Source organism: Cellulomonas sp. (assembly GCF_017744555.1).
In the GTDB taxonomy this organism is placed as follows: domain Bacteria; phylum Actinomycetota; class Actinomycetes; order Actinomycetales; family Cellulomonadaceae; genus Cellulomonas.
Genome location: NZ_JAGIBD010000006.1, coordinates 99,447 through 120,837, shown reverse-complemented (window position 1 = coordinate 120,837; position 21,391 = coordinate 99,447). Strand labels below are relative to the sequence as shown.

Here is a 21,391-nt window from a genome sequence, read left to right as displayed (position 1 = left end):
GCGACCTTGACGTCTCCGGGACCGCCGTGACCTCGAGGTCGACCAGCCGCGGGTGATGGTGACGCGTCGGTGCGGGCGCGATGATGAGGCATGGCCGTCGACGACATCGGGTACCGCCGGTTCGCACCCCCGCCCGGGGCGCACGAGCTCGTGGATCACCTCTGGGTGGTCCGGCACCCGGCGGGCGCGGTGAGCCACGAGGTGCTGCTGCCCGACGGGCACGGCCTGGTCGTCGTCGCCGTGGGCACGCCAGGCGTGCACGTCGACCCGCTGACGCAGCGGCGCACGACCGACGGGTCCGGCGTGCGCGGCCTCGCGACGCGCGCGGTCGTCCGCGAGCAGCGGGGGCCCTCGGCCCGGGTCGGCGCGCAGCTGGACCCGTTGGCGCTCGCCCGGCTTGGCATCGCGCACCCGGTGACGGACCGGGTCGACCCGCTCGAGACGCTGCTGTCGCCCGAGGTCGCCGCCGCGTGCGCCGTCGCGCTCGAGGCGGGTCAGGACGAGGACGCCGCGTCGCTGCTCGGGGGCGGGCTGGCGGCTCGGTTCCGGCCCGAGCAGGAGGACCCGACGCTCGCGCTGCTCGGGCCCGTCGTCCGGGAGGTGCTCGAGTCGGACGGTCTGGTCCGGTCGTCCGACGTCGCCCGCAACGCAGGGCTCTCGGTCGGGACGTTGCACCGATGGGTCGTCGAGCACCTCGGTGTGGCCCCGGACGTGTTCCTCGCCGCCGTGCGGTTCAGCGCGTTCGTCCGGGACGCGGTCGGTCCCGGACCCGTGCGGCCAGAGGACGTGCTCGGCGCGATCCGCTGGTACGTGCAGGCCGCGTACCCGCCGCGCGAGGTCGAGCGGTTCACCGGGCAGAGCCTGCTGGAGCTGCGCCGGCTCGAGCGCGGCATCGCGGAGGCGTTGGGGACCGCCGTCGGCGGCTAGGGTCGTACCCCGTGAGCGAACCGATCAAGGTGGCCGTGCTGGGCGCGGCCGGACGCATGGGTGCGACGGTGGTCCGGGCGGTCCAGGGCGCGCCCGACCTGGAGCTCGTCGCGACGCTGGACGCCGACGGTGACCTCAGCGCGGTGGCCGACGCCGGTGCGCAGGTCGCGGTCGACTTCACGGTGCCCGCCGTCACCGAGGGCAACGTGCACGCGCTCGTCGACGCCGGGATCCACGTGGTCGTCGGCACGACCGGCTGGGACGACGCCTCGCTGGCGCGCGTGCGGGACCACCTGGCCGACAGACCCGGCGTCGGCGTGCTGGTCGCCCCGAACTTCGCGCTCGGCGCCGTCCTCGCGATGACGTTCGCCGCGAAGGCCGCCCGCTGGTTCGAGTCCGTCGAGGTCGTCGAGCTGCACCACCCGAACAAGATCGACGCGCCGTCCGGCACAGCTCGGCACACCGCGCAGGCCGTCGCCGCCGCGCGTGCCGCCGCCGGTCTCGGACCGAGCCCGGACGCGACGAGCGAGGGTCTCGACGGTGCACGCGGCGCGGACGTCGACGGGGTGCGCGTGCACGCCGTGCGGCTGCGCGGGCTCGTCGCGCACGAGGAGATCCTGCTCGGCAACGCGGGGGAGCAGCTCACCATCCGGCACGACTCGTTCGACCGCGTGAGCTTCATGCCGGGCGTGCTGCTGGGCGTCCGGCAGGTGGGCCGGCGGCCCGGCCTGACCGTGGGTCTCGAGCACCTGCTCGACCTCGCCTGACGTGGCCAGGTCGTCGCAGCGCGTGCGCCGCACGTCGTTGCTCGCCGCCGTCGTCCTGACGGCGTTGCTCGGGGTGTACGTGTGGCTCGTCGCGCTGCGGGCCAGCGGGCTCGTGACGAGCGGCGAGCCCGTCGGCGTGGTGCTCGGGCTCGCGTTCTGGCTGCTGCCGCTGCTCGTGATCTGGCTCGTCGCGCGCGAGTGGTGGCTGGCGATCGACGTGCAGCGCATGGCCGACGAGCTGGCCGAGGCCGACGAGTTGCCGGTCGACGACCTGCCGCGCTCGCCGGGCGGCCGCATCGACCGGACCGCTGCGCGTGCCGCGTTCGAGGAGTTCCGCGAGCGCACCGAGGCCAGCCCCGACGACTGGCGTTCCTGGTACCACCTGGCGTTCGCGTACGACGCTGCGGGCGATCGCAAGCAGGCGCGTGCGTCGCTGCGCACCGCCAGCCGGCTGCACCGCGCCAGGACGACCTGACGTCTGCGCGTCCGAGGTCTTTGGGCGGGTCGTGACGTCGGGCCCGCGCGAGCCTCGGGTCGGCCGGTGTCAGATCGACGCGGACCACCGGCGCTCGGTGACGGTCGCCTGCGACCCGTCGGGCATCTCCTCCGTCGCGAGGTCGCGCGCGCCGCCGTCCGGACCCAGGCCCGCGCCCGCGAGGAACCGTTCGCGCGCCTCGTCGCCGTCGAGCACCCACGTGTGCACCTGGTCCGCGCCGTCCTGCCGCAGCAGGTCGACGACGGCCGCGAGCAGCCGCGACCCGTGGCCGCGCTGCTGCGCGTCGGGCGCGACCTCGAGGGCAAGGATCGCGCCGCCGGGCGCGTCGAACGGCCGGCCCTCAGGCGCTGGGACTGGAGCGACGGACGCGAGCCCGACGACGTCCGCGCCGCGGCACGCCACGAGCACCCGGAAGCCGTCGGCGGGCGGCGTCGTGATGGCGCGGGCCCACTGCGCGGTCATGGCGGCCGGGTCGACGAGGTCGAGCACGTGCGCGCCCAGCAGGCCGGCGTGCCTCCACGCGGCGAGCTGGACGTCGGCCAGCGCCCGCTCGTCGCCCGGTACCGCGGGTCGCACGGACACGTCGGCGGTCTCACGGAACAGGGTCATCGGGGTCTCCGGGAGTCGAGCGACGGGTCCGGGCGAGGCTACGGCATGCCCATCGCGCGCAGCACCGCGGCCGTGACGGCCGCCAGCACGACGACCACGACGAACGGCGCGCGCAGTGCGAGCGCGATCGCGGCGACCGCGAGGGCGGGCAGGCGGGCGTCGGCGACGAGGGCCCGACCGGTCGTCGCGGCCTGCACGGCGACGAGCGCCGAGAGCAGCGCGACCGTCACCAGAGCGGCGGTGCGTGCGACGCGGGGCCGGGCGAGCCAGTGCTCGGGCACGAGGTGGCCGACGAGCTTGAGGGCGAAGCACACGGCGCACGCGAGGACGACGGCGATCCAGGTGGCGGCGTCGCTCATGGGGTCCCCTCCGGGTCGGGACGGTCGGCGCTGCCGGCCGTCGTCTCGTCGGGCTCGGCGTCGCCCGCCTCGTCCGTCTCCTCGCGGTCGGTCGTGGCGGGTCCGCGGACGAGCATGCCCGCGACGATCGCGACGATCGCGGCGAGCAGCACGGGGACGCCCGCGGGCACGAACGGCGTCACCGCGAGCGCGACGAGCACGGCCCCGGCGGCGACGAGCTGGGCGAGGCGGGCGCCGGGGCCCGTGACGCGCGGCCAGACGAGCGCGAGGAACGCCGCGGCGGCAGCGGCGTCGAGGCCGTACCGCCGGGGGTCGCCGAGCGCGTCACCGACCACCGCCCCGCCGAGCGTGAACAGGTTCCACATGACGAACACGCCGACGCCCGTCCACCAGAACCCGACCCGCCCGGCCGCCGGGTCTCGCTGCGCGGTCGCGACCGCAGTGGACTCGTCGATCGTGAGCTGTGCGGCGAGCGGCCGTCGCCAGCCGCGCGCGTGCAGCAGCGGAGCGACCTGCGGTCCGTACAGCCCGTTGCGGACGCCGAGCAGCCCGGCCGTGGCGATCGCCGCACCGGCAGCGCCGCCGGCGCCGAGCACGCCCACGAACGCGAACTGCGAGCCGCCGGAGAACATCAGCAGGCTGAGTGCCATCGTCTGGGGGAGGGAGAGGCCCGCCGCGACGGACAGCGCCCCGAACGACACGCCGTACAGGCCCGTCGCGACCGACACCGAGACGGCCTGACGGACCGCGACCCGGCGAGCGTCGTCGGCGGGTCGGGTCACGCGGGCCACTGTCGCACACCCGCGAGCACCGGTCGGACCGCGCAGGGTGCACGACCTGTCGCGACCTGCGGAGGCACGGCGAGGTCCGTCCGGCCGTCGTCCGTCGGCCTCGGTGCCCGGCGGCGTCAGAGCGCGACGTACGTCGTCTCGAGGTACTCCTCGATGCCCGCCTCGCCGCCCTCCCGGCCCAGCCCGGAGGCCTTGACCCCGCCGAACGGGGCGCTGGCGTCGGAGACCATGCCGCGGTTGACGCCCAGCATCCCGGTCTCGACGGACTCGGCCAGGCGCAGCACGCGTGCGACGTCGCGCGTGTACGCGTACGCGACGAGCCCGAAGGGCGTGCCGTTCGCGAGGTCGACACCCTCCTCCTCGGACCCGAACGTCACCACGGGCGCGACCGGCCCGAAGATCTCCTCGGTGACGAGCCGGAGCCCGGGGTCGACGCGGTCGAGCACGGTCGGGTTGTAGAAGTAGCCGGGCCGGTCGGGCCGGTCGCCGCCGATGCGGACGCGTGCCCCCGCGTCGGCAGCCTGCGCCACGACCTCCTCGACGCGGTCCACGGCCGACTTCTCGATGAGCGGGCCGACGGTCGTGCCGCTCTCGGCGCCGTGGCCGACGACCAGCTTCTCGAACGCCGCGGTGAGCCGTTCGGTGAAGTCGTCGGCGATCCCGCGCTGCACGAGGAAGCGGTTCGCCGCGACGCACGTCTGGCCCGCGTTGCGCATCTTCGCCGCGACGGCGCCCTCGACCGCGGCGTCGACGTCCGCGTCGTCGAACACGAGGAACGGCGCGTTGCCGCCGAGCTCCATCGACGTGCGCAGGATGTTGTCCGCAGCGAGCTTGAGCAGGGTGGCGCCGACCTCGGTGGACCCGGTGAACGAGAGCTTGCGCAGCCGCGGGTCGGCGAGAAGAGGCCCGGACACGGACCGCGCGGACGACGACGGCACCACGTTGATGACCCCGGCGGGCAGGCCGCGCTCGACGAGCTCGGCGCGGATGATCTCGGCGACGTACGCGGTCGTGAGCGGCGTGAGCTGTGCGGGCTTGACGACGACAGGACAACCGGCGGCGAGCGCGGGCGCGACCTTGCGGGCGATCATCGCGATCGGGAAGTTCCACGGCGTGATGAGCAGCGCCGGGCCGACGGGCCGGCGGAGCACGAGCTGGTGGTTGGTGCCCGACGGCGCCCGGCGGGCGAGGCCGTCGAGACGCACGGCCTGCTCCGAGTACCAGCGGACGTAGTCCGCGGCGTAGGCGACCTCCGCGCGCGACTCGGCCAGCGGCTTGCCGCCCTCGGCGGTGACGAGCGCCGCGATGTCCTCGGTGCGGGCGGTGATCGTCTCGAACACAGCCCGCAGCAGCTCGGCCCGCTGCCGGGGCGCGACCGCCCGCCACTCGCCGAACGCCGCGTCGGCGGCCGCGAGCGCGTCCAGCGCGTCCTGCTCGCCGCCGTCCGCGACGTCGAACAGCGTCTGCGTCGTCGCGGGATCGGCGACCTCGAACGTGCGACCGCTCCGGGCGGGGCGCCAGGCGCCGTCGACGAGGATCTCGGTGGGGACGTGGGCGGCGACTGTCGGGGGCAGCGACGTGGTCATCCGCACAGTGTCGCGCGCACCCGACGGCCGCACCTGCCGAACTCGGTCCCGGTCCGTGAGTCGCCGCCGGCCCGCGGTCACGACGGACCTATCCTGGGCGCCATGACCGACACCACCGCCGTCGTCGAGACCCCCTACGAGGACCTCCTGAGGCTCGTGATGGCGACCGGGACGCCGAAGTCCGACCGCACCGGGACCGGCACCCGCAGCGTGTTCGGGCACCAGATGCGGTTCGACCTGTCGGCCGGGTTCCCGCTCGTCACGACCAAGCGCGTGCACCTGCGGTCGGTCGCCTACGAGCTGCTGTGGTTCCTGCGCGGCGAGTCCAACGTGCAGTGGCTCCGCGACCACGGCGTGACGATCTGGGACGAGTGGGCCGACGCCGACGGCGAGCTCGGGCCCGTGTACGGCGTGCAGTGGCGCAGCTGGCCGACGCCCGACGGCGGCCACGTCGACCAGATCGCGCAGCTCGTCGAGAACCTCACGCGGGACCCCGACTCGCGCCGGCACATCGTCTCGGCGTGGAACGTCGCCGACATCCCGTCGATGGCGCTCGCGCCGTGCCACGCGTTCTTCCAGTTCTACGTGGCCGACGGGAAGCTGTCGTGCCAGATCTACCAGCGCTCCGCCGACCTGTTCCTCGGGGTGCCGTTCAACATCGCGTCGTACGCGCTGCTCACGCACATGGTCGCCCAGCAGACCGGGCACGAGGTCGGCGACCTCGTCTGGACCGGCGGCGACTGCCACGTGTACGACAACCACGTCGACCAGGTCACCGAGCAGCTCTCGCGGGAGCCGTTCCCGCTGCCGACGCTGCAGCTGCGCAAGGCCGCGTCGATCTTCGACTACACGTTCGAGGACATCGAGGTCGTCGGCTACCAGCACCATCCCGGCATCAAGGCGCCGGTGGCGGTGTGATCGGTCTCGTCTGGGCGCAGACGCCGGACGGGGTGATCGGTCGGGACGGCACGCTGCCGTGGCGGCTCCCGGAGGACCTGGCCCGGTTCCGCACGCTCACGTCCGGCCACCCGGTGATCATGGGCCGCGCGACGTGGGAGTCCCTGCCGGCGCGGTTCCGGCCGCTGCCAGGGCGGGACAACATCGTGCTGTCGCGGACCGCCGGGTACGTGGCCGAGGGTGCGCACGTGGTCGACGGGCTCGACGAGGCCCTCGCGCTCGTCGGCGACCGGGACGCGTGGGTGATGGGCGGCGGCGCGGTGTACGCCGAGGCGCTGCCGCGCGCCGGCCGCGTCGAGGTGACCGTCGTCGACACGACCGTCGCGGACGGCGACACGTGGGCGCCCACGCTCGACCCGTCGCGGTGGCGTCGCGTCGCGTCGGACCCCGCCGCCGGCTGGCACACGTCGACGACGGACGGCCTGCGGTTCCGCTTCGAGACCTACGAGCCGGTCCCCGCCTGAACGACGGGTTCGTCGCCGCGTGGGCACCGACGTCGGCCCGCGTGCCTGGGCGGTACCGTGGCCCCATGCCGCACGTCACCGACACCACGCGCCCGTTCGGGCGGGTCCTGACCGCGATGGTCACGCCGATGACCACCGACGGAGCCGTGGACCTCGAGGCCACCGTCCGCCTCGCGCGGCATCTCGTCGACGCCGGCAACGACGGGCTCGTGCTGTCCGGCACCACCGGCGAGGCCTCCACCACGCACGCACCCGAGAAGGCCGAGATCGTGCAGGCCGTGGTCGAGGCCGTCGGCGACCAGGCCTACGTGCTGGCGGGCGCGGGCTCCAACGACACCGCGCACGCCGTCCGGATGGCCGAGCAGGCCGCCGAGGCCGGCGCGCACGGGTTGCTCGTCGTCGCGCCCTACTACTCGCGTCCGTCGCAGGCGGGCGTGCTGGCACACTTCGCGGCCGTCGCCGACGCGACGGACCTGCCCGTCATGCTCTACGACGTGCCCGGCCGCACCGGCGTCCGGCTCGCCCCCGCCACGATCGAGGCCGCCGCCGCGCACCCGCGCGTCGTCGCGATGAAGGACGCCGCCGGCGACCCGTACGCGGCGGCCCGCGCGATCAGCCGGACCGGACTCGCCTGGTACTCGGGCGACGACAGCCTTCTCCTGCCGCTGCTGGCCGTCGGCGGCGTCGGCATCGTCGGCGTCGCGACGCACGTGGCGGCCGCACAGGTCGCCGCCGCGATCCGCGCCTGGGAGGCCGGCGACCACGCCGAGGCCCTGCGCGTCTTCCTCACCATCGCCCCCGCGATCGACGCCGTCAACGGTGCCGGCTTCCAGGCCGTCGCCGCCAAGGCCGCGCTCGAGATCTCGGGGTACCTGCCCACCCGCGCCGTGCGCCTGCCGCTCGTCGCCGCCTCGGACGACGAGCTCGAGACGATCCGGGCCGGCCTGCGCGCCGCCGGGCTGCTCGACATCGCGCTCCGCTGACCCCAGGAGACCCATTGAGTCACCCGCACCCCGAGCTCACCCTGCCGCCGGCCCTGGCCGACGGTGCACTGCGCGTCGTCGCACTGGGAGGGCTCGGCGAGGTCGGCCGCAACATGGCCGTGCTCGAGTTCGCCGGACGCCTGCTCGTCATCGACTGCGGCGTCCTGTTCCCCGAGGACCACCAGCCCGGCGTCGACCTGATCCTCCCGGACTTCGACTACATCCGGGACCGTCTCGACGACATCGAGGCGATCGTCCTCACGCACGGCCACGAGGACCACATCGGCGCCGTGCCGTACCTGCTGCGGCTGCGGCAGGACATCCCGCTGGTCGGCTCGCAGCTCACGCTCGCGTTCGTCGAGGCGAAGCTCAAGGAGCACCGCATCGCGCCGCTCACGCTCGCGGTCCGCGAGGGCCAGACCGAGCGGCTGGGTGTGTTCGAGTGCGAGTTCGTCGCCGTCAACCACTCGATCCCCGACGCACTCGCCGTCGCGGTGCGCACCCCGGCCGGCACCGTGCTGCACACCGGTGACTTCAAGATGGACCAGCTGCCGCTCGACGGCCGCATCACCGACCTGCGGGCGTTCGCGCGGCTCGGCGAGCAGGGCGTCGACCTGTTCATGGTCGACTCCACGAACGCCGAGGTGCCGGGCTTCGTCGCGCAGGAGCGCGGCATCGGACCGGTGCTCGACGGCGTGTTCGCCGACTCGGCGAAGCGCATCATCGTCGCGTCGTTCGCGTCGCACGTGCACCGCGTGCAGCAGGTGCTCGACGCCGCGCACGCGCACGGGCGGCGGGTCGCGCTCGTCGGCCGGTCGATGGTCCGCAACATGGCCATCGCGTCCGACCTCGGCTACCTGCACGTCCCCGAGGGCGTGCTCATCGACCTCAAGCAGGTCGACCAGCTGCCCGACGACGAGATCGTGCTCATGTGCACCGGGTCGCAGGGCGAGCCCATGGCGGCCCTGTCGCGGATCGCGAACAACGACCACAAGGTGTCCGTCGGCCCCGGCGACACCGTGATCCTCGCGTCGTCCCTCATCCCCGGGAACGAGAACGCCGTGTTCCGGGTCATCAACGGGCTCACCCGGCTCGGCGCCCGCGTCGTGCACTCCGGCAACGCCAAGGTGCACGTGTCCGGCCACGCGAGCGCCGGCGAGCTCCTGTACTGCTACAACATCCTCAAGCCGCGCAACGTCATGCCCGTGCACGGCGAGGTGCGGCACCTCGTGGCCAACGCGGCGCTCGCCGTCCAGACCGGTGTCCCGGCCGACCGTGTGGTGCTGGCCGAGGACGGCGTGGTCGTCGATCTCGTCGACGGCAAGGCGTCGGTCGTCGGCGCGGTGCCCTGCGGGTACGTCTACGTCGACGGCTCGAGCGTGGGCGGCATCACCGAGGCCGAGCTCAAGGACCGCCGCATCCTCGGCGACGAGGGCTTCATCTCGATCTTCGCGGTCGTGAGCTCCGCCGACGGGAAGGTGCTCGCCGGACCGCAGATCCACGCCCGCGGGTTCGCCGAGCAGGACCACGTGTTCGAGGACATCCTCCCGGACCTCACGCGCGCGCTCGAGGAGGCCGCGCTCACGGGCGCGACGGACACGCACCAGCTGCAGCAGGTGATGCGGCGGGTGGTGGGGCGCTGGGTCTCCAACCGGCTGCGCCGCCGCCCGATGATCATCCCGGTCGTCGTCGAGGCCTGAGCCTCCGCCAGGCCAGGCCAGAGCACGGCAGGGGCAGGGCAGGACGCGGTCGCCGGATGCCGGGAGCCGTCGCTCCTCGCCACCCGGCCTGGCCGGGTCAGCTCGGACGGGTCCTCGCTCCTTCGCCGTCCCGCACGAGGTCGTCCTCGTCGGCGACGTCGTCGGCGCTCACGGCCACCGTCACCTCGCCCGCGGGAGCCGCAGCGCTCGTCGACGCACCCCGACGTGAGGCCGCGGCCGAGCCCACGAGGATGAGCACCGTCGCGATGACGACCGTCACGGTGATCGGCTCGTCGAGGATCAACGCCCCGAGGCCCACGGCCACGATGGGGTTGAGGTAGGCGACGAGCGTCGAGCGGGCCGCACCGACCTCGGCGATGAGCCGGAAGAACAGGACGAACGCGAGCGCCGTGCAGAGCGCGCCGAGCAGCGCGAGGGACAGGACGGCGTCGGCCGTCGGCCACGGGTGCGGGCCGGTGAGCAGCACGACCGGCAGGTAGACGAGCGCGGTCAGGCCCAGGCACGCGGTGGTGAGCGGGATCGCGGGGACGTCGCGCAGGTACCGGTCGGCGATCATCGGCGCCGTCGCGTACCCGAGCGCGGCGAGCAGCACCTGCGTCACCGCCCACGGGTCGTCCGCGCCGGCGCCCGGTCCGAGCAGCAGGGCCACGCCGCCGAGCGCGACGAGCAGACCGACCCAGCGGACGAGCGCCACGCGCTCCTTGTCGACGATGCGGCCGAGCACGACGGCCGCGATGGGCACGGTCGCGATGAGCAGCCCGGTGAGCGAGCTCGACAGCGTGCGCTCGGCGTTCGACAGCAGGATCCACGGGCCGACGAGCTCGAGCGCCGCGAATGCGACGACCGCGGGCCAGTGCCGTCGGAGCACGCGGAGCCCGCCCGCACGCCACGCGAACGGCACGAGCAGGAGAGCGCCGAGACCCGTGCGCACGAACACGACCGTCGCGGGCGTGACCTCGCCGACGGCGACCTTGATCAGCAGGTACGGGACGCCCCAGATGAGGCCCATCGACAGCAGCAGGATCCATCCGCGGCGGCTCATGGCTTGACCGTCCGGGGGAGGTGGGTGCGCATGCCGTCACAGTAGGCGCGACCACCGACATCGACCGCAGGGATAACCGCCACCGACCGTCGACGTCCTGCCAGCGTCGCGCGGACGAGCGATCCTGCAGGTCAGGGCGCCGACCGGAACGCCGCCCGGTGCTGGTGCGGGCTCGTGCGGAACCGCTCGGCGAAGTGCTGGCGCATCGTCGCCGCGCTGCCGAACCCGGCGCGCCGGGCGACCGTGTCGACAGGCTCGTCGGTCGTCTCGAGCAGCACGCGGGCGCGGGTGAGCCGCTGGTGCAGCAGCCACTGCGCCGGGCTCGTGCCGGTGCGCGCGCGGAACTGGCGCGTGAACGTGCGGCGCGACAGGTGCACCGCGTCGGCCCACGTGTCGAGGTCGACGGGGTCCCCGAGTCGGTTCTGCGCCCAGGCGATCGCGTCGTCCACGGGGTCACCGCCCGCGCTCGGGGCGACAGGGGCCGGGATGAACTGGGCCTGCGACCCGTCGCGGTGCGGCGCCAGCACGAGCGAGCGCGCCACCTCGGTCGCGATCCGGGCGCCGAGGTCGGTCCGCACGACGTGCAGGCAGCAGTCGAGCGCGGCGGCGACGCCGGCGGACGTGAGCACGTCGCCGTGGTCGCTCCAGAGCACGTCGGATCGCACCCGGACCGCGGGGTACCGGGCGGCGAGCTCGGCGGCGGCGTGCCAGTGGGTCGCGACCTCGCGACCGTCGACGAGCCCGGCGGCGGCGACGACGAACGCGCCGAGGCACAGGCTGACGACCCGCGCGCCGCGGGCGTGGGCCGCACGGACGGCGTCGAGAAGCGGCGCGGGCGGCTCGCGGTGCACGTCCCAGCTCGGCAGCACCACGGTGTCGGCGCGGTCGAGCGCCTCGAGCCCGTGCGCGACGTGAATGTCGTAGCCGGCCTCGGTGGGGACAGGGCCGGGCGTCGGTGCGCACACGACGACCCGGTAGGGCCTGCCCGGCGTACCGCCGTAGCGGGCGGTGAAGACGGCCGACGGGACCGCGAGGTGGAACGGGCTGATGCCCTCGAACGCGACGACAGCCACCGTGTGGACCATGGCCCGATCCTAGCGATAGGTGTCCTGCGGGCCACTGGCGTACGGGTGACCTGCGGAGCAGTGTGGAGACATGACCACCACAGCGAGCGACGCCATCCGCACGACGACGACGGCGACCTGGGTGGGGGGACCGACGCTGCGGTTCACCTACGCCGGCCTGACGTTCCTCACCGACCCGACGTTCGACGACGCCCCCGCCGACTACGAGGGCCGCACCACCTTGCACAAGCTGGTCGGTCCCGGTGTCAGGGTCGAGGACATCGGGCACCTCGACGTGGTGCTGCTCTCGCACGACCAGCACGCCGACAACCTCGACGTCGCGGGACGCGCCCTGTTGGCGACGGTGCCGGCCGTGCTCTCGACGCCCGACGCCGCCGAGCGGATCCCCGGCGTCCGCGGCCTCGCGCCGTGGGAGCAGGTCGTGCTCGCGGACGACGTGCGCGTCACCGCCGTCCCCGCGCGGCACGGTCCCGAGGGGGCCGAGGCGCTGAGCGGCGAGGTCACCGGCTTCGTCCTCGAGGCGCCCGGCGAGCGCACCGTGTACGTGTCGGGCGACAACGCCTCGCTCGACGTGCTCGACCAGGTGGCGCGCCGGTTCGAGCGGATCGAGCTCGCGGTCCTGTTCGTCGGCGGGGCGAACGTCGGCCGGTTCGGGGCCGAGCCCCTCACGCTCGACGCCCCCCGGGCCGCGGCCGCTGCGGCGCTGCTGCCGCTCGCGACCGTCGTGCCCGTGCACCACACCGACTGGGCGCACTTCGTCGACCCGCTGTCAGCGGTGCAGGACCGGTTCGCGGCCATCGGGGCGAGCGACCGGCTCGTCGTGCTCGGGCGCGGGGAGCCGACGGCACTCTGACGGCGGCCGTGGCCCGGACGTGCGGCGGGTCGCCCCGACGTGCAGCCGGGTCGGCCCGACGTCAGGCCGGGTCGGCCCCGCGGAAGGCCGCGAGCCGTTCGTGCTCCGCGGCCACCGCGCGGCGGGTCGTCGCGTCCCACGGCACCCACTCGTCGAGCTCGAGCGCGAGCCGCCGACCCGACGCGCGAGGTCGCCACGTGCCGGCGACCTCGCCGTCGACGAGCACGGCGCCCGGCCGTCCGAGCACGGGCCACAGCGCCTTGTGCCGACCGGCGTCGGGCACGAGCAGGTCCCGGTCGCGTGCCTGCAGGTAGAGGTCGTACGGCCCGACCAGGCGGACGACGGGTGGGCTGCCGCGGTCGGTGGTCTCGAGCGCCGGCACGTCCTCCTCGAGCAGGTCGGCGGTGCCGACGTCCTCGATCGCGACGGGCACCACGTCGTCGGGCCAGCGTGCGGTCACGTCCTTGACCGGCGCGTCGAGGAACGCGGCGACCTGCCGGGGGGTCAGGGGGCCGAGCAGGTGGAGCACGAGCCGGACGAGGTCGAACGGTCCGTCGTCGTCGTCCTCCGCGCGGGCGACGACCCCGATCTGCGCGGAGGGGAAGCCGGGCGAGCGGCCGACGACCGGCGGCGACGTCCCTGGCTCGAGCTCGAGACCGGCGTGCAGCGCGGCCAGGCGGAACGGCATCTCGTACATGTGGGTCGCGCCGCACGGCGCGCACCAGCGCAGGTAGGGCTCAGGCAGCTCGGCGGTCATCCGGGTCGAGAGGCTGCCCTTGTCCAGCGGGTCCGTGACGACGTCGCGCATGGTCCGCGCGACGTGCTCGAGCGCGTCGACCGGGGTGATGCCGGCGCTGCGCAGGGGAGTGGCGGCGTTCATGATCCGCTTGGCTGCGTCGGCGTCCGAGCACGGTCGCACGGCACGCTGCACGGCGGGCAGGTCCTGACGGCGGTACGCGTGGGGTGCGCCCCGGAGCGTCCAGGCGAGCGCGAGGTCGTCGGGCCACCGGTCGGCGGTCGCCTCCACGCCGCGGACGACGAGCGCCCAGAGCGACCCGTCCGGCCCCGTGTCCTGGACGCCGAGGCTGAGCACGGCGACGTCGTGCGGCCCGGCCGCCGTCCCGGGCGCGCGGTCGAGCTGCTGCGCGCGCACCCGACGCCGGAGCACCTGGCCGCGGGTCACGGTGCGGGCTGCGCCTGCCAGTCGTGCCGTGCGCGAAGAGGTCACACGGACACCGTTCCACGGGGCACCGACACCCGCACCGCTGCCGCCGCGACCCGGCACCGGGCGCGGCCCGGCACGACCGTCAGGCCGCGGCGAGCAACCCCGGCCCGGCCGCGCGGAGCGTCGCCGCGTACCGCTCGGCGGCGGCCGCCTCGTCGCCGGGGACCAGCCCGTCGAGCTCGAGCTCGACGAGCCCGTGCACGAGCGCCCACAGCCCGAGGGCGGCGCGCTCCGCACCGGCGACGGGTGCGCCGCGGGCGGCGAGCACGGCGGCGACCGCGTCGCGCAGCACGAGGAACGTGGGTGCTTGCGTCATCGGCCCGTGCGAGCCGTCCTGCGCGCCCGTGCCGGGGGTCCCGAACATCGCGCGGTAGAAGTGCGGCTCGTCGCGCGCGTACCGCCGGTACGCCAGACCGAGCGCCAGGAGGTCGGCCTCGGGGTCGTCCGTGCGGGGGACGGCGGCCAGACGGTCGGCGAAGCGGGCGAACGCCTCGTCGCCGACGGCGCGGACGAGCTCGGGCCGACCGCCGAACAGGGAGTACACCGCCGAGGTCGAGGTGCCCGCACGCGCGGCGACGTCGCGCACGGTCAGGCCTGCGGTCCCGTCCTGCGCGAGCGCGGCTGACGCCGCCTCGAGCAGCTGCGACCGGAGTGCGTCGTCGTGCAGTCGGGGTCGACCCATCCGGCGAGTGTAGAAGTCTTGACGGGAGTTTGCGAACGGTGTTCTATAACAACGTTCGCAAACCCAGGAGGCAGGCCATGCTCGAGCTCACCGACGCCGCACGGGTCACCGCCGGGATCGTCGCGCTCACCGTCGTCGGCATCGAGTCCGGCGGGTGGTTCCTGTTCCGCGTGACGACGGGACGGGAGCAGGCCACCGACTTCCAGCGCGCCTTCTACCGCGCCGGCCACGCCCACGCGGGTGTGCTCGTCACGCTCGGGCTGGTGTGCCTGCTGCTCGGCGAGGCGACCACCCTGAGCGGTGGATGGCGGTGGCTCGCTCAGACCGGCGTGCTCGTCGCCGCGATCGTCATGCCCGCGGGGTTCTTCCTGTCGGCGATCGGCCGTGGCCGCGACCGTCCGAACCGCTGGGTCGTGCTGCTGGCCGTCGGTGCCGTCGTGCTCGCCGCAGGCGTCCTGACGCTCGGGGTGGGCCTGATCGTGGGGTGAGGTGCAGCGACACGCACCCCGCGCCGCCGTCCTGACGGCACCGACCCCGGCTAGTTTGAGGACCATGGCGACACGTACGTCCTCCCCGCGGCCGCGCAACGGCGCGTCCGGTGCCGCCGCCAGCCCTCGGTCCTCGGGTCGTCCGGCCGCGGCACGCGGCGGCTCGACGCGCCCGGGTGCGCGGACCCCGGCCCCGGCGCCGCGCCGGCCGGCGCTCCCGCTGCGCATGATCCGCGGCGTCTGGATGGGTTCGGCCCACCTGGTCGGCGGCGCCGCGCGTCACCTCGGCCACGGCGCGCGCGACCTCGACCCGTCGCACCGCAGGGACGGCCTCGCGTTCACGCTCCTCGGGCTCGCGATCGTCATCGCCGCGCGCGAGTGGTGGAACCTGTCCGGCACGGCGGGCACCGCGGTGCACGCGGTCGTCGCCGGCACGTTCGGCCGGGTCGGCGTGGCCGTGCCCGTGGTCCTGCTCGGTCTCGCCGTGCGGCTCATGCGGCACCCCGACAAGGTGCAGGCGAACTCGCGCATCACCATCGGGATCACCGCGATCGCCCTCGCGGCGTGCGGCCTCGTTCATCTCGGCCAGGGCCTGCCGGGCACCGACGACTTCGCAGCGCTGCGCGCCGCGGGCGGCATGGTCGGCTACCTCGTCGGGACGCCGCTGTCGACCCTGCTCACCACCGGCGTCGCCGTGGCCCTGCTGCTGCTGCTGGCCTTCTTCGGCGTGCTCGTCGTGACCGCGACCCCGGTGCACCAGATCGTGCCCCGGCTGCGCGGCGTGTACGACCGGCTGACGGGAAACCACCGCGCCGCCGAGGAGGCGGAGGACGACGACGCGCCGCTCGTCATCAACGCCGGGCACACCGCGGTCGAGGAGGTCGGGCCTCCCGCCCGCAAGCGTGGCCTGCTGGGCCGCCGTCGCCGTGCCGACGCCGTCGACGACGCCGACCCCACGCGCCTCGACGCCTACGTGGGCGACGAGGCGTTCGAGCGGGCCGCCCTCGTCGACGCCGCGCGCCGTGCGGAGGAGGAGGCGACCGAGCAGGTCGCCCCGGTCACCGCACCCACCGAGGTCGTCCGCCCGCGGCCGCCGAAGGAGCTCGTCGCGCCCGAGCCCAAGGGCGTGCCCCGCGGCGAGCAGCCGATGCTCGAGGGCGACGTGCTCTACACGCTCCCGTCCGAGGACAGCCTCGCGAAGGGTGCCCCGCACAAGGTGCGCTCGGCCGCCAACGACCGGGTCGTCGAGTCGCTCACGACGGTGCTCGACCAGTTCGAGATCGACGCCAAGGTCACGGGGTTCACGCGCGGTCCGACGGTCACGCGGTACGAGGTCGAGCTCGGGCCGGCCGTGAAGGTCGAGCGGGTCACCGCCCTGAGCAAGAACATCGCGTACGCGGTGGCCAGCGCCGACGTGCGCATCCTGTCGCCGATCCCCGGCAAGTCCGCGATCGGCATCGAGATCCCGAACACCGACCGCGAGACCGTCTCGCTCGGCGACGTGCTGCGCTCCAGCGCCGCCAAGCGCACCGAGCACCCGATGGTGATCGGCGTCGGCAAGGACGTCGAGGGCGGCTACGTCACGGCGAACCTCGCCAAGATGCCGCACCTGCTGGTCGCGGGCGCGACCGGCGCGGGCAAGTCGAGCTTCGTGAACTCGATGATCGTCTCGATCCTCATGCGGTCCACGCCCGACGAGGTGCGCATGGTGCTCGTCGACCCCAAGCGCGTCGAGCTGACGATCTACGAGGGCATCCCGCACCTCATCACCCCGATCATCACGAACCCGAAGAAGGCCGCCGAGGCCCTCGAGTGGGTGGTCCGGGAGATGGAGGCGCGGTACGACGACCTCGCCATGTTCGGCTTCAAGCACGTCGACGACTTCAACGTCGCGGTGCGCGCCGGCAAGGTGAAGCCGCTGCCCGGGTCGGAGCGCAAGATCGCGACCTACCCGTATCTCCTCGTGATCGTCGACGAGCTTGCCGATCTCATGATGGTGGCCCCCCGGGACGTCGAGGCGTCGATCCAGCGCATCACCCAGCTCGCGCGCGCCGCGGGCATCCACCTCGTGCTCGCGACGCAGCGGCCGTCGGTGGACGTCGTGACGGGTCTGATCAAGGCCAACGTGCCCTCGCGACTCGCGTTCGCGACGAGCTCGCTGACCGACTCGCGCGTCGTCCTCGACCAGCCGGGCGCCGAGAAGCTCATCGGCCAGGGTGACGCGCTGTTCCTCCCGATGGGTGCCGCCAAGCCCATGCGCACGCAGGGCGCCTGGGTGTCGGAGTCCGAGATCCACGCGGTGGTCGAGCACGTCAAGAAGCAGCTCAAGCCCGTGTACCGGCAGGACGTCACCGCCGCTCCCGCGAAGAAGCAGGTGGACGAGGACATCGGCGACGACCTCGACCTGCTGCTGCAGGCCGCGGAGCTCGTGGTCACGACGCAGTTCGGCTCGACGTCGATGCTGCAGCGCAAGCTGCGGGTCGGGTTCGCCAAGGCCGGGCGCCTCATGGACCTGCTCGAGTCCCGCGAGATCGTCGGTCCGTCGGAGGGTTCGAAGGCGCGCGAGGTGCTGGTGCAGCCCGACGACCTGCCGGCGACCCTCGCGATGCTGCGCGGGGACCAGGGCAGCGGCGGGGCCGACGACCGCTATGCCACGGACGAGGGCGCCATGCCGGGCGACCCGCCCGTCGCGACCGACTACTTCGACGACGCGGAGGAGGACGACGCCGGACGCTGGTCCGGCGGCGCTCGGTGATCGCAGCGGCCGCCGCGCCGCTCGGTGTGGTCAGTCTCGTCATCGCCGTCGTCGCCGTCGTCGCCCTGGTCACGGTGCTCGTCCTGCTCGGACGCCAGCGCGCGCAGGTGCGCAAGGCGAACGACCTGCTCGACCTGTCCCGCGAGCTGCGGCACCGGTACGACGCGCTCCAGTCGGTGACCAAGGAGGGCGTGCTCGTCCAGTCGCTCGGCGGGCAGGTGCTCGACATCTCGGAGCGGGCCGCCGCGATCCTCGGTGTCGACGCGTCGACGTCGGTGGGGCTGCGGGTGGCGAACCTGCCGATCGTGCTGCTCAACGAGCAGGGCCTCGCGATGAACCCGGCGGCGGTCCTCGGCAACGGCCGGGTGCCCGTGCCGGGTCACGTGCCGGAGCCCGAGCTCGTCGGCATCGCGCTGCCCGGCACCGTCGGGACCCCGCCACGCATGGTGCAGGTGTCGAGCCAGCTCGTGCCCGGCGCCGACGGCGAGTCCGCCGCCGTGCTGACCACGCTCGTCGACGTCACCGGGCGGCGCGAGGTCGAGGCGGCCCTGACGCGCTCCGAGATGCAGTTCCGGGTCGCGATGGAGAACGCGCCGATCGGCATGGCGCTCGTCGACCTGGACTGGCGGATCGTCGAGGCGAACGCCGCGTTCGCGGAGCTGCTCGGCACGAGCGTCGGCGCGCTGCGCGGCTACCTCATGGAGGACCTGTCGACCCCCGAGGAGCGAGCCGCGGAGCGCCTCGAGGTCGACCGGCTGCTCGGCGGAGGCCAGCACCGGTTCTCGATCGAGAAGCGCTACCAGCGGGCCGACGACCACCTGGTGTGGGTCGTGCTCGACACCGCGCTGGTCCGGACCCCGGCGGGCGACCCCGACCACTTCGTCGTGCAGGTGCGGGACTCGACCGAGTCGCGCCTGCAGGCGGAGATGCTCACGCACCGCGCGATGCACGATCCGCTGACCGGCCTCGCGAACCGGACCTTGCTCCAGGAGGTCCTGCAGTCGGTCCTGGAGCAGCCGGGGGTCGTCGACCGGGTCGCGGTGCTCGCGTGCGACCTCGACGGCTTCAAGGAGATCAACGACCGGTACGGGCACGCGTCCGGCGACGAGGTGCTCGTGCACGTCGCCGGTGTGCTGCGCGCCGCGACGGGCCGCCGCGGCACGGTGTCGCGGCTGGGCGGCGACGAGTTCGTGGTCGTCGTGCAGGACCCCGACGGGCCGCGCGCCGTGTTCGAGGTCGCCTCGGCGATCCACGCCGCGCTGCACGAGCCCGTCCGCGTGGCCCGGCGCCGGCTGACCGTGGCGGCGAGCATCGGCATCGCGCTCGCGACGCCGGACCTCGTCGAGGGCGGCGCGCCGTCACTGCTCGCCGCCGCTGACGCCGCGCTGTACCGCGCCAAGGCCGCCGGGCGCAGCCGGACCGAGGTGTACGACGCGTCGATGGAGCAGGCGACGACCGCCGGTGCGCACCGCGAGCTGGTCGCCGCGATCGAGCATGACCAGCTGGTCGTCCACTACCAGCCGATCGTCGACCTCACCGACCAGCAGGTCGTCGGCTACGAGGCGCTCGTCCGCTGGCAGCACCCGCACCGCGGCCTGCTGCTGCCGGGTGCGTTCCTCTCGTCGGTCCAGGAGGCCGGCCTGTCGGTGCCGTTGGGGCAGCTCGTCGCCACGCAGGTCGTCGACTTCGTCTCGCACACGAGCGACCAGTCGCGCTGGGTCTCGGTGAACGTGTCCGCGGACCAGCTCGGGGACGGCGAGTTCGCGACGACGCTGCTCGCGGAGATCTCCCGCCACCGCGTCGCGCCCGGCCGCATCGTCGTGGAGCTCACCGAGTCCTCGCTCGTCGCGTCGGGCACCCGCATCCGGCACGAGCTCACGCAGCTGTCGGCGGCGGGCGTGCCGATCCTGCTCGACGACTTCGGCACCGGCGTCTCTCCGCTGTCGTACCTGCGCGACCTACCGGTGGCCGGGGTCAAGCTCGACATGTCGTTCACGTCCGGGATCCCCGAGGACCCGACCGCCGGCAAGGTCGCGCGTGCGCTCGGGGCGCTCGCGCGCGAGCTCGCGATGGTGACGATCGCCGAGGGCATCGAGAACGACCAGCAGGCCGACTACCTGCACCGCAACGGATGGCGCTACGGGCAGGGGTGGTTGTTCGGCGGTGCTCAGCCGCCCGACTCGATCCCCTGACGCCTGGGTGCCGCGGTCAGCGCGTGCGCGGCACCACGACGGCTGGCGGCCCGGTGGGCGTCACGGGCGTGGTGCGCTCGGTCGCCTGCGTCCCCGCGACGGCCCGGACCCGCGCGAGCCGGTCGGCGACCTGCGACGCCGGAAGCGTCCCCGTCCCGTCGGGGATGTCGGCCAGCGCGTGCACCTGGTGACCGCCCTTGCGGTCGACCGTGACGGGCGTCCACTCGACGCCCGTGATGCGCGCGGGACCGGCGGGCGAGCCCCGGCCCGGGTCGGCGCCCGTGGCCAGCACGTGCGCCGTCAGCAGCAGCCCCGACGCGGTGTCCGGCGAGCAGCACGCGCCGTCCTGGTTCGACAGCAGGTTGCCCAGGCCGTACGCGACCCACATGCCCTCGCCGCGCGGCCCGCCCGAGAGCCGCACGACGGGCTGGGGCACGTGCGCGTGGTGCCCGAGGACGAGGTCGACGACCCCCGAGTCGGCGAGCGCCTGGTCGATCGCGACCTGCTCGGGCGTCGGGTCGGTGCGGTACTCGACGCAGCAGTGGATGCTCGCGACGACGAGGTCGGCCCCGGCGGCACGGGCGGCGGTCGCCTGCGCGACGATCGCCGGGACGTCGATCCGGTCGACCGACCACGGCTTGTCGCCGTCCACCGGCATCCCGTTCGTGCCATACGTCGCCGACACGTGGGCGACCGTGACCGTCCGGCCCGCGCGGTCGAGGCGGTAGAGCTGCGGCTGCGCCTGCTCCGTGGGCGTGCGGGCGGTGCCGACGTGCCCGAGGCCGGCCAGGTCGAGCGCGTCGAGCGTCGCCGTGACGCCCGCGAAACCACGATCGACCGCGTGGTTCGACGCCGTCGAGCAGCCGTCCCAGCCCTGCGCGGCGAGGCCGGCCGCGATCTGCGACGGGATCCCGAAGACGGGGAACCCGCTGGGCCGCGAGCCGGCGGGGGCGACGGGCACCTCGAGATGGCACAGTGCGAGGTCGGCCGGCTCCACCCAGCGGTCCAGCGGCGCCAGGAGGGGACCGAAGTCGTAGCCGTCGGCCGTGCGTGCGGAGCCGACGACCGGCAGGTGCGGCAGCACGTCGCCCGCGGCGACGATCGTCAGCTCGACGTCCGGGTCGGGCGTCGGCGCGGGTGCGGGGGCGCGCGTCGGCTCGGAGGACGGCGCGGTGCCGGTCGCGGACGGAGGGGAGGTCGACACGGAACCCGTGGTGCGCGGCGCCGGGAGCACGGTGGCCACCGCCCCGGCGGGCGTGTCGGGCGTGACGGGCCGCTGACGCGCGGTCGCGGCCCCGGTGGCGGCCCCGACCATGGTGCCCGCGACGACGAGCACCGCCGCGAGACCCGCCCGCCACGGTGATCTCCGACGGCCGCGGGCGTGGCGAGTCACGCGGAGACCGTACTGG

Annotated in this window: 20 protein-coding genes; 11 read left to right on the top strand and 9 right to left on the bottom strand. The window is 74.5% G+C overall.

The window, feature by feature from the left end; all coding sequences use genetic code 11:
* Positions 1 to 90 precede the first annotated feature (90 nt).
* The 3 genes from J7523_RS06100 to J7523_RS06090 are packed head-to-tail and all read left to right on the top strand — an operon-like array spanning position 91 to position 2,169.
* Entirely contained in the window at positions 91 to 927 is an 837-nt protein-coding gene (locus tag J7523_RS06100) for a hypothetical protein (RefSeq protein ID WP_291883648.1), read from the top strand.
* An 11-nt stretch (positions 928 to 938) separates the two neighbouring features.
* On the top strand, positions 939 to 1,694 hold the full coding sequence (gene dapB / locus J7523_RS06095; protein WP_291883645.1) for a 4-hydroxy-tetrahydrodipicolinate reductase: 756 nt from the start codon (positions 939 to 941) through the stop codon (positions 1,692 to 1,694).
* A 1-nt stretch (position 1,695) separates the two neighbouring features.
* Positions 1,696 to 2,169 (top strand): hypothetical protein, encoded by a 474-nt coding sequence (locus J7523_RS06090; RefSeq protein WP_291883643.1) that lies wholly within the window; start codon positions 1,696 to 1,698, stop codon positions 2,167 to 2,169.
* Between the two features lie 69 nt (positions 2,170 to 2,238).
* Here J7523_RS06090 and J7523_RS06085 read toward each other — a convergent pair whose 3' ends face one another.
* The 4 genes from J7523_RS06085 to J7523_RS06070 form a co-directional block, all read right to left on the bottom strand.
* The gene (locus J7523_RS06085) at positions 2,239 to 2,799 is read right to left on the bottom strand and encodes a GNAT family N-acetyltransferase (RefSeq protein ID WP_291883641.1); all 561 of its coding nucleotides are present in this window, start codon (positions 2,797 to 2,799) and stop codon (positions 2,239 to 2,241) included.
* A gap of 38 nt (positions 2,800 to 2,837) precedes the next feature.
* Positions 2,838 to 3,158, bottom strand: a complete 321-nt coding sequence (locus J7523_RS06080) for an AzlD domain-containing protein (protein WP_291883638.1) — start codon at positions 3,156 to 3,158, stop codon at positions 2,838 to 2,840.
* Positions 3,155 to 3,940 (bottom strand): AzlC family ABC transporter permease, encoded by a 786-nt coding sequence (locus tag J7523_RS06075; RefSeq protein WP_291883636.1) that lies wholly within the window; start codon positions 3,938 to 3,940, stop codon positions 3,155 to 3,157. Before J7523_RS06075 ends, J7523_RS06080 begins: the two co-directional genes overlap by 4 nt.
* 125 nt (positions 3,941 to 4,065) lie before the next feature.
* Positions 4,066 to 5,535, bottom strand: coding sequence for an NAD-dependent succinate-semialdehyde dehydrogenase (locus tag J7523_RS06070; protein WP_291883634.1), 1,470 nt, complete (start codon positions 5,533 to 5,535; stop codon positions 4,066 to 4,068).
* Positions 5,536 to 5,637: 102 nt separating this feature from the next.
* On the opposite strand from J7523_RS06070, the gene J7523_RS06065 reads away from it, so the two are divergent.
* The 4 genes from J7523_RS06065 (at position 5,638) to J7523_RS06050 (ending at position 9,639) form a co-directional block, all read left to right on the top strand.
* Positions 5,638 to 6,453 carry a thymidylate synthase gene (locus tag J7523_RS06065; protein ID WP_291883630.1) on the top strand — a complete coding sequence of 272 codons (816 nt, stop codon included), beginning with the start codon at positions 5,638 to 5,640 and terminating at the stop codon, positions 6,451 to 6,453.
* Positions 6,450 to 6,956: a dihydrofolate reductase gene (locus J7523_RS06060; protein WP_291883626.1), complete on the top strand. Its 507-nt coding sequence runs from the start codon at positions 6,450 to 6,452 to the stop codon at positions 6,954 to 6,956. Before J7523_RS06065 ends, J7523_RS06060 begins: the two co-directional genes overlap by 4 nt.
* A gap of 65 nt (positions 6,957 to 7,021) precedes the next feature.
* Entirely contained in the window at positions 7,022 to 7,939 is a 918-nt protein-coding gene (gene dapA, locus J7523_RS06055) for a 4-hydroxy-tetrahydrodipicolinate synthase (RefSeq protein ID WP_291883623.1), read from the top strand.
* Positions 7,940 to 7,953: 14 nt separating this feature from the next.
* On the top strand, positions 7,954 to 9,639 hold the full coding sequence (locus J7523_RS06050; protein WP_291883620.1) for a ribonuclease J: 1,686 nt from the start codon (positions 7,954 to 7,956) through the stop codon (positions 9,637 to 9,639).
* 97 nt (positions 9,640 to 9,736) lie between these two features.
* Here J7523_RS06050 and J7523_RS06045 read toward each other — a convergent pair whose 3' ends face one another.
* Entirely contained in the window at positions 9,737 to 10,702 is a 966-nt protein-coding gene (locus tag J7523_RS06045; protein WP_291883618.1) for a DMT family transporter, read from the bottom strand.
* A 131-nt stretch (positions 10,703 to 10,833) separates the two neighbouring features.
* Complete coding sequence (locus J7523_RS06040) at positions 10,834 to 11,787, bottom strand: helix-turn-helix domain-containing protein (RefSeq protein ID WP_291883615.1); 954 nt, start codon at positions 11,785 to 11,787, stop codon at positions 10,834 to 10,836.
* 70 nt (positions 11,788 to 11,857) lie between these two features.
* On the opposite strand from J7523_RS06040, the gene J7523_RS06035 reads away from it, so the two are divergent.
* Positions 11,858 to 12,640 carry an MBL fold metallo-hydrolase gene (locus J7523_RS06035; RefSeq protein ID WP_291883614.1) on the top strand — a complete coding sequence of 261 codons (783 nt, stop codon included), beginning with the start codon at positions 11,858 to 11,860 and terminating at the stop codon, positions 12,638 to 12,640.
* A 61-nt stretch (positions 12,641 to 12,701) separates the two neighbouring features.
* Here the strand turns inward: J7523_RS06035 and J7523_RS06030 are convergent, their stop codons facing one another.
* Together J7523_RS06030 and J7523_RS06025 are read right to left on the bottom strand one after the other, a co-directional pair.
* The gene (locus J7523_RS06030; RefSeq protein WP_291883613.1) at positions 12,702 to 13,868 is read right to left on the bottom strand and encodes a crosslink repair DNA glycosylase YcaQ family protein; all 1,167 of its coding nucleotides are present in this window, start codon (positions 13,866 to 13,868) and stop codon (positions 12,702 to 12,704) included.
* Between the two features lie 79 nt (positions 13,869 to 13,947).
* Positions 13,948 to 14,547: a TetR/AcrR family transcriptional regulator gene (locus tag J7523_RS06025; RefSeq protein WP_291883610.1), complete on the bottom strand. Its 600-nt coding sequence runs from the start codon at positions 14,545 to 14,547 to the stop codon at positions 13,948 to 13,950.
* 77 nt (positions 14,548 to 14,624) lie between these two features.
* Between J7523_RS06025 and J7523_RS06020 the strand changes: the two genes are divergently transcribed.
* From J7523_RS06020 to J7523_RS06010, 3 genes are all read left to right on the top strand, one after another.
* Complete coding sequence (locus J7523_RS06020) at positions 14,625 to 15,035, top strand: hypothetical protein (protein WP_291883609.1); 411 nt, start codon at positions 14,625 to 14,627, stop codon at positions 15,033 to 15,035.
* A 244-nt stretch (positions 15,036 to 15,279) separates the two neighbouring features.
* Positions 15,280 to 17,790 carry a DNA translocase FtsK gene (locus J7523_RS06015; RefSeq protein ID WP_291883606.1) on the top strand — a complete coding sequence of 837 codons (2,511 nt, stop codon included), beginning with the start codon at positions 15,280 to 15,282 and terminating at the stop codon, positions 17,788 to 17,790.
* On the top strand, positions 17,787 to 19,982 hold the full coding sequence (locus J7523_RS06010; protein WP_291883603.1) for a GGDEF and EAL domain-containing protein: 2,196 nt from the start codon (positions 17,787 to 17,789) through the stop codon (positions 19,980 to 19,982). The genes J7523_RS06015 and J7523_RS06010 overlap by 4 nt, the downstream gene beginning before the upstream one ends.
* A 16-nt stretch (positions 19,983 to 19,998) precedes the next feature.
* Here J7523_RS06010 and J7523_RS06005 read toward each other — a convergent pair whose 3' ends face one another.
* Positions 19,999 to 21,375: a CapA family protein gene (locus J7523_RS06005; RefSeq protein WP_291883600.1), complete on the bottom strand. Its 1,377-nt coding sequence runs from the start codon at positions 21,373 to 21,375 to the stop codon at positions 19,999 to 20,001.
* Positions 21,376 to 21,391 lie beyond the last annotated feature (16 nt).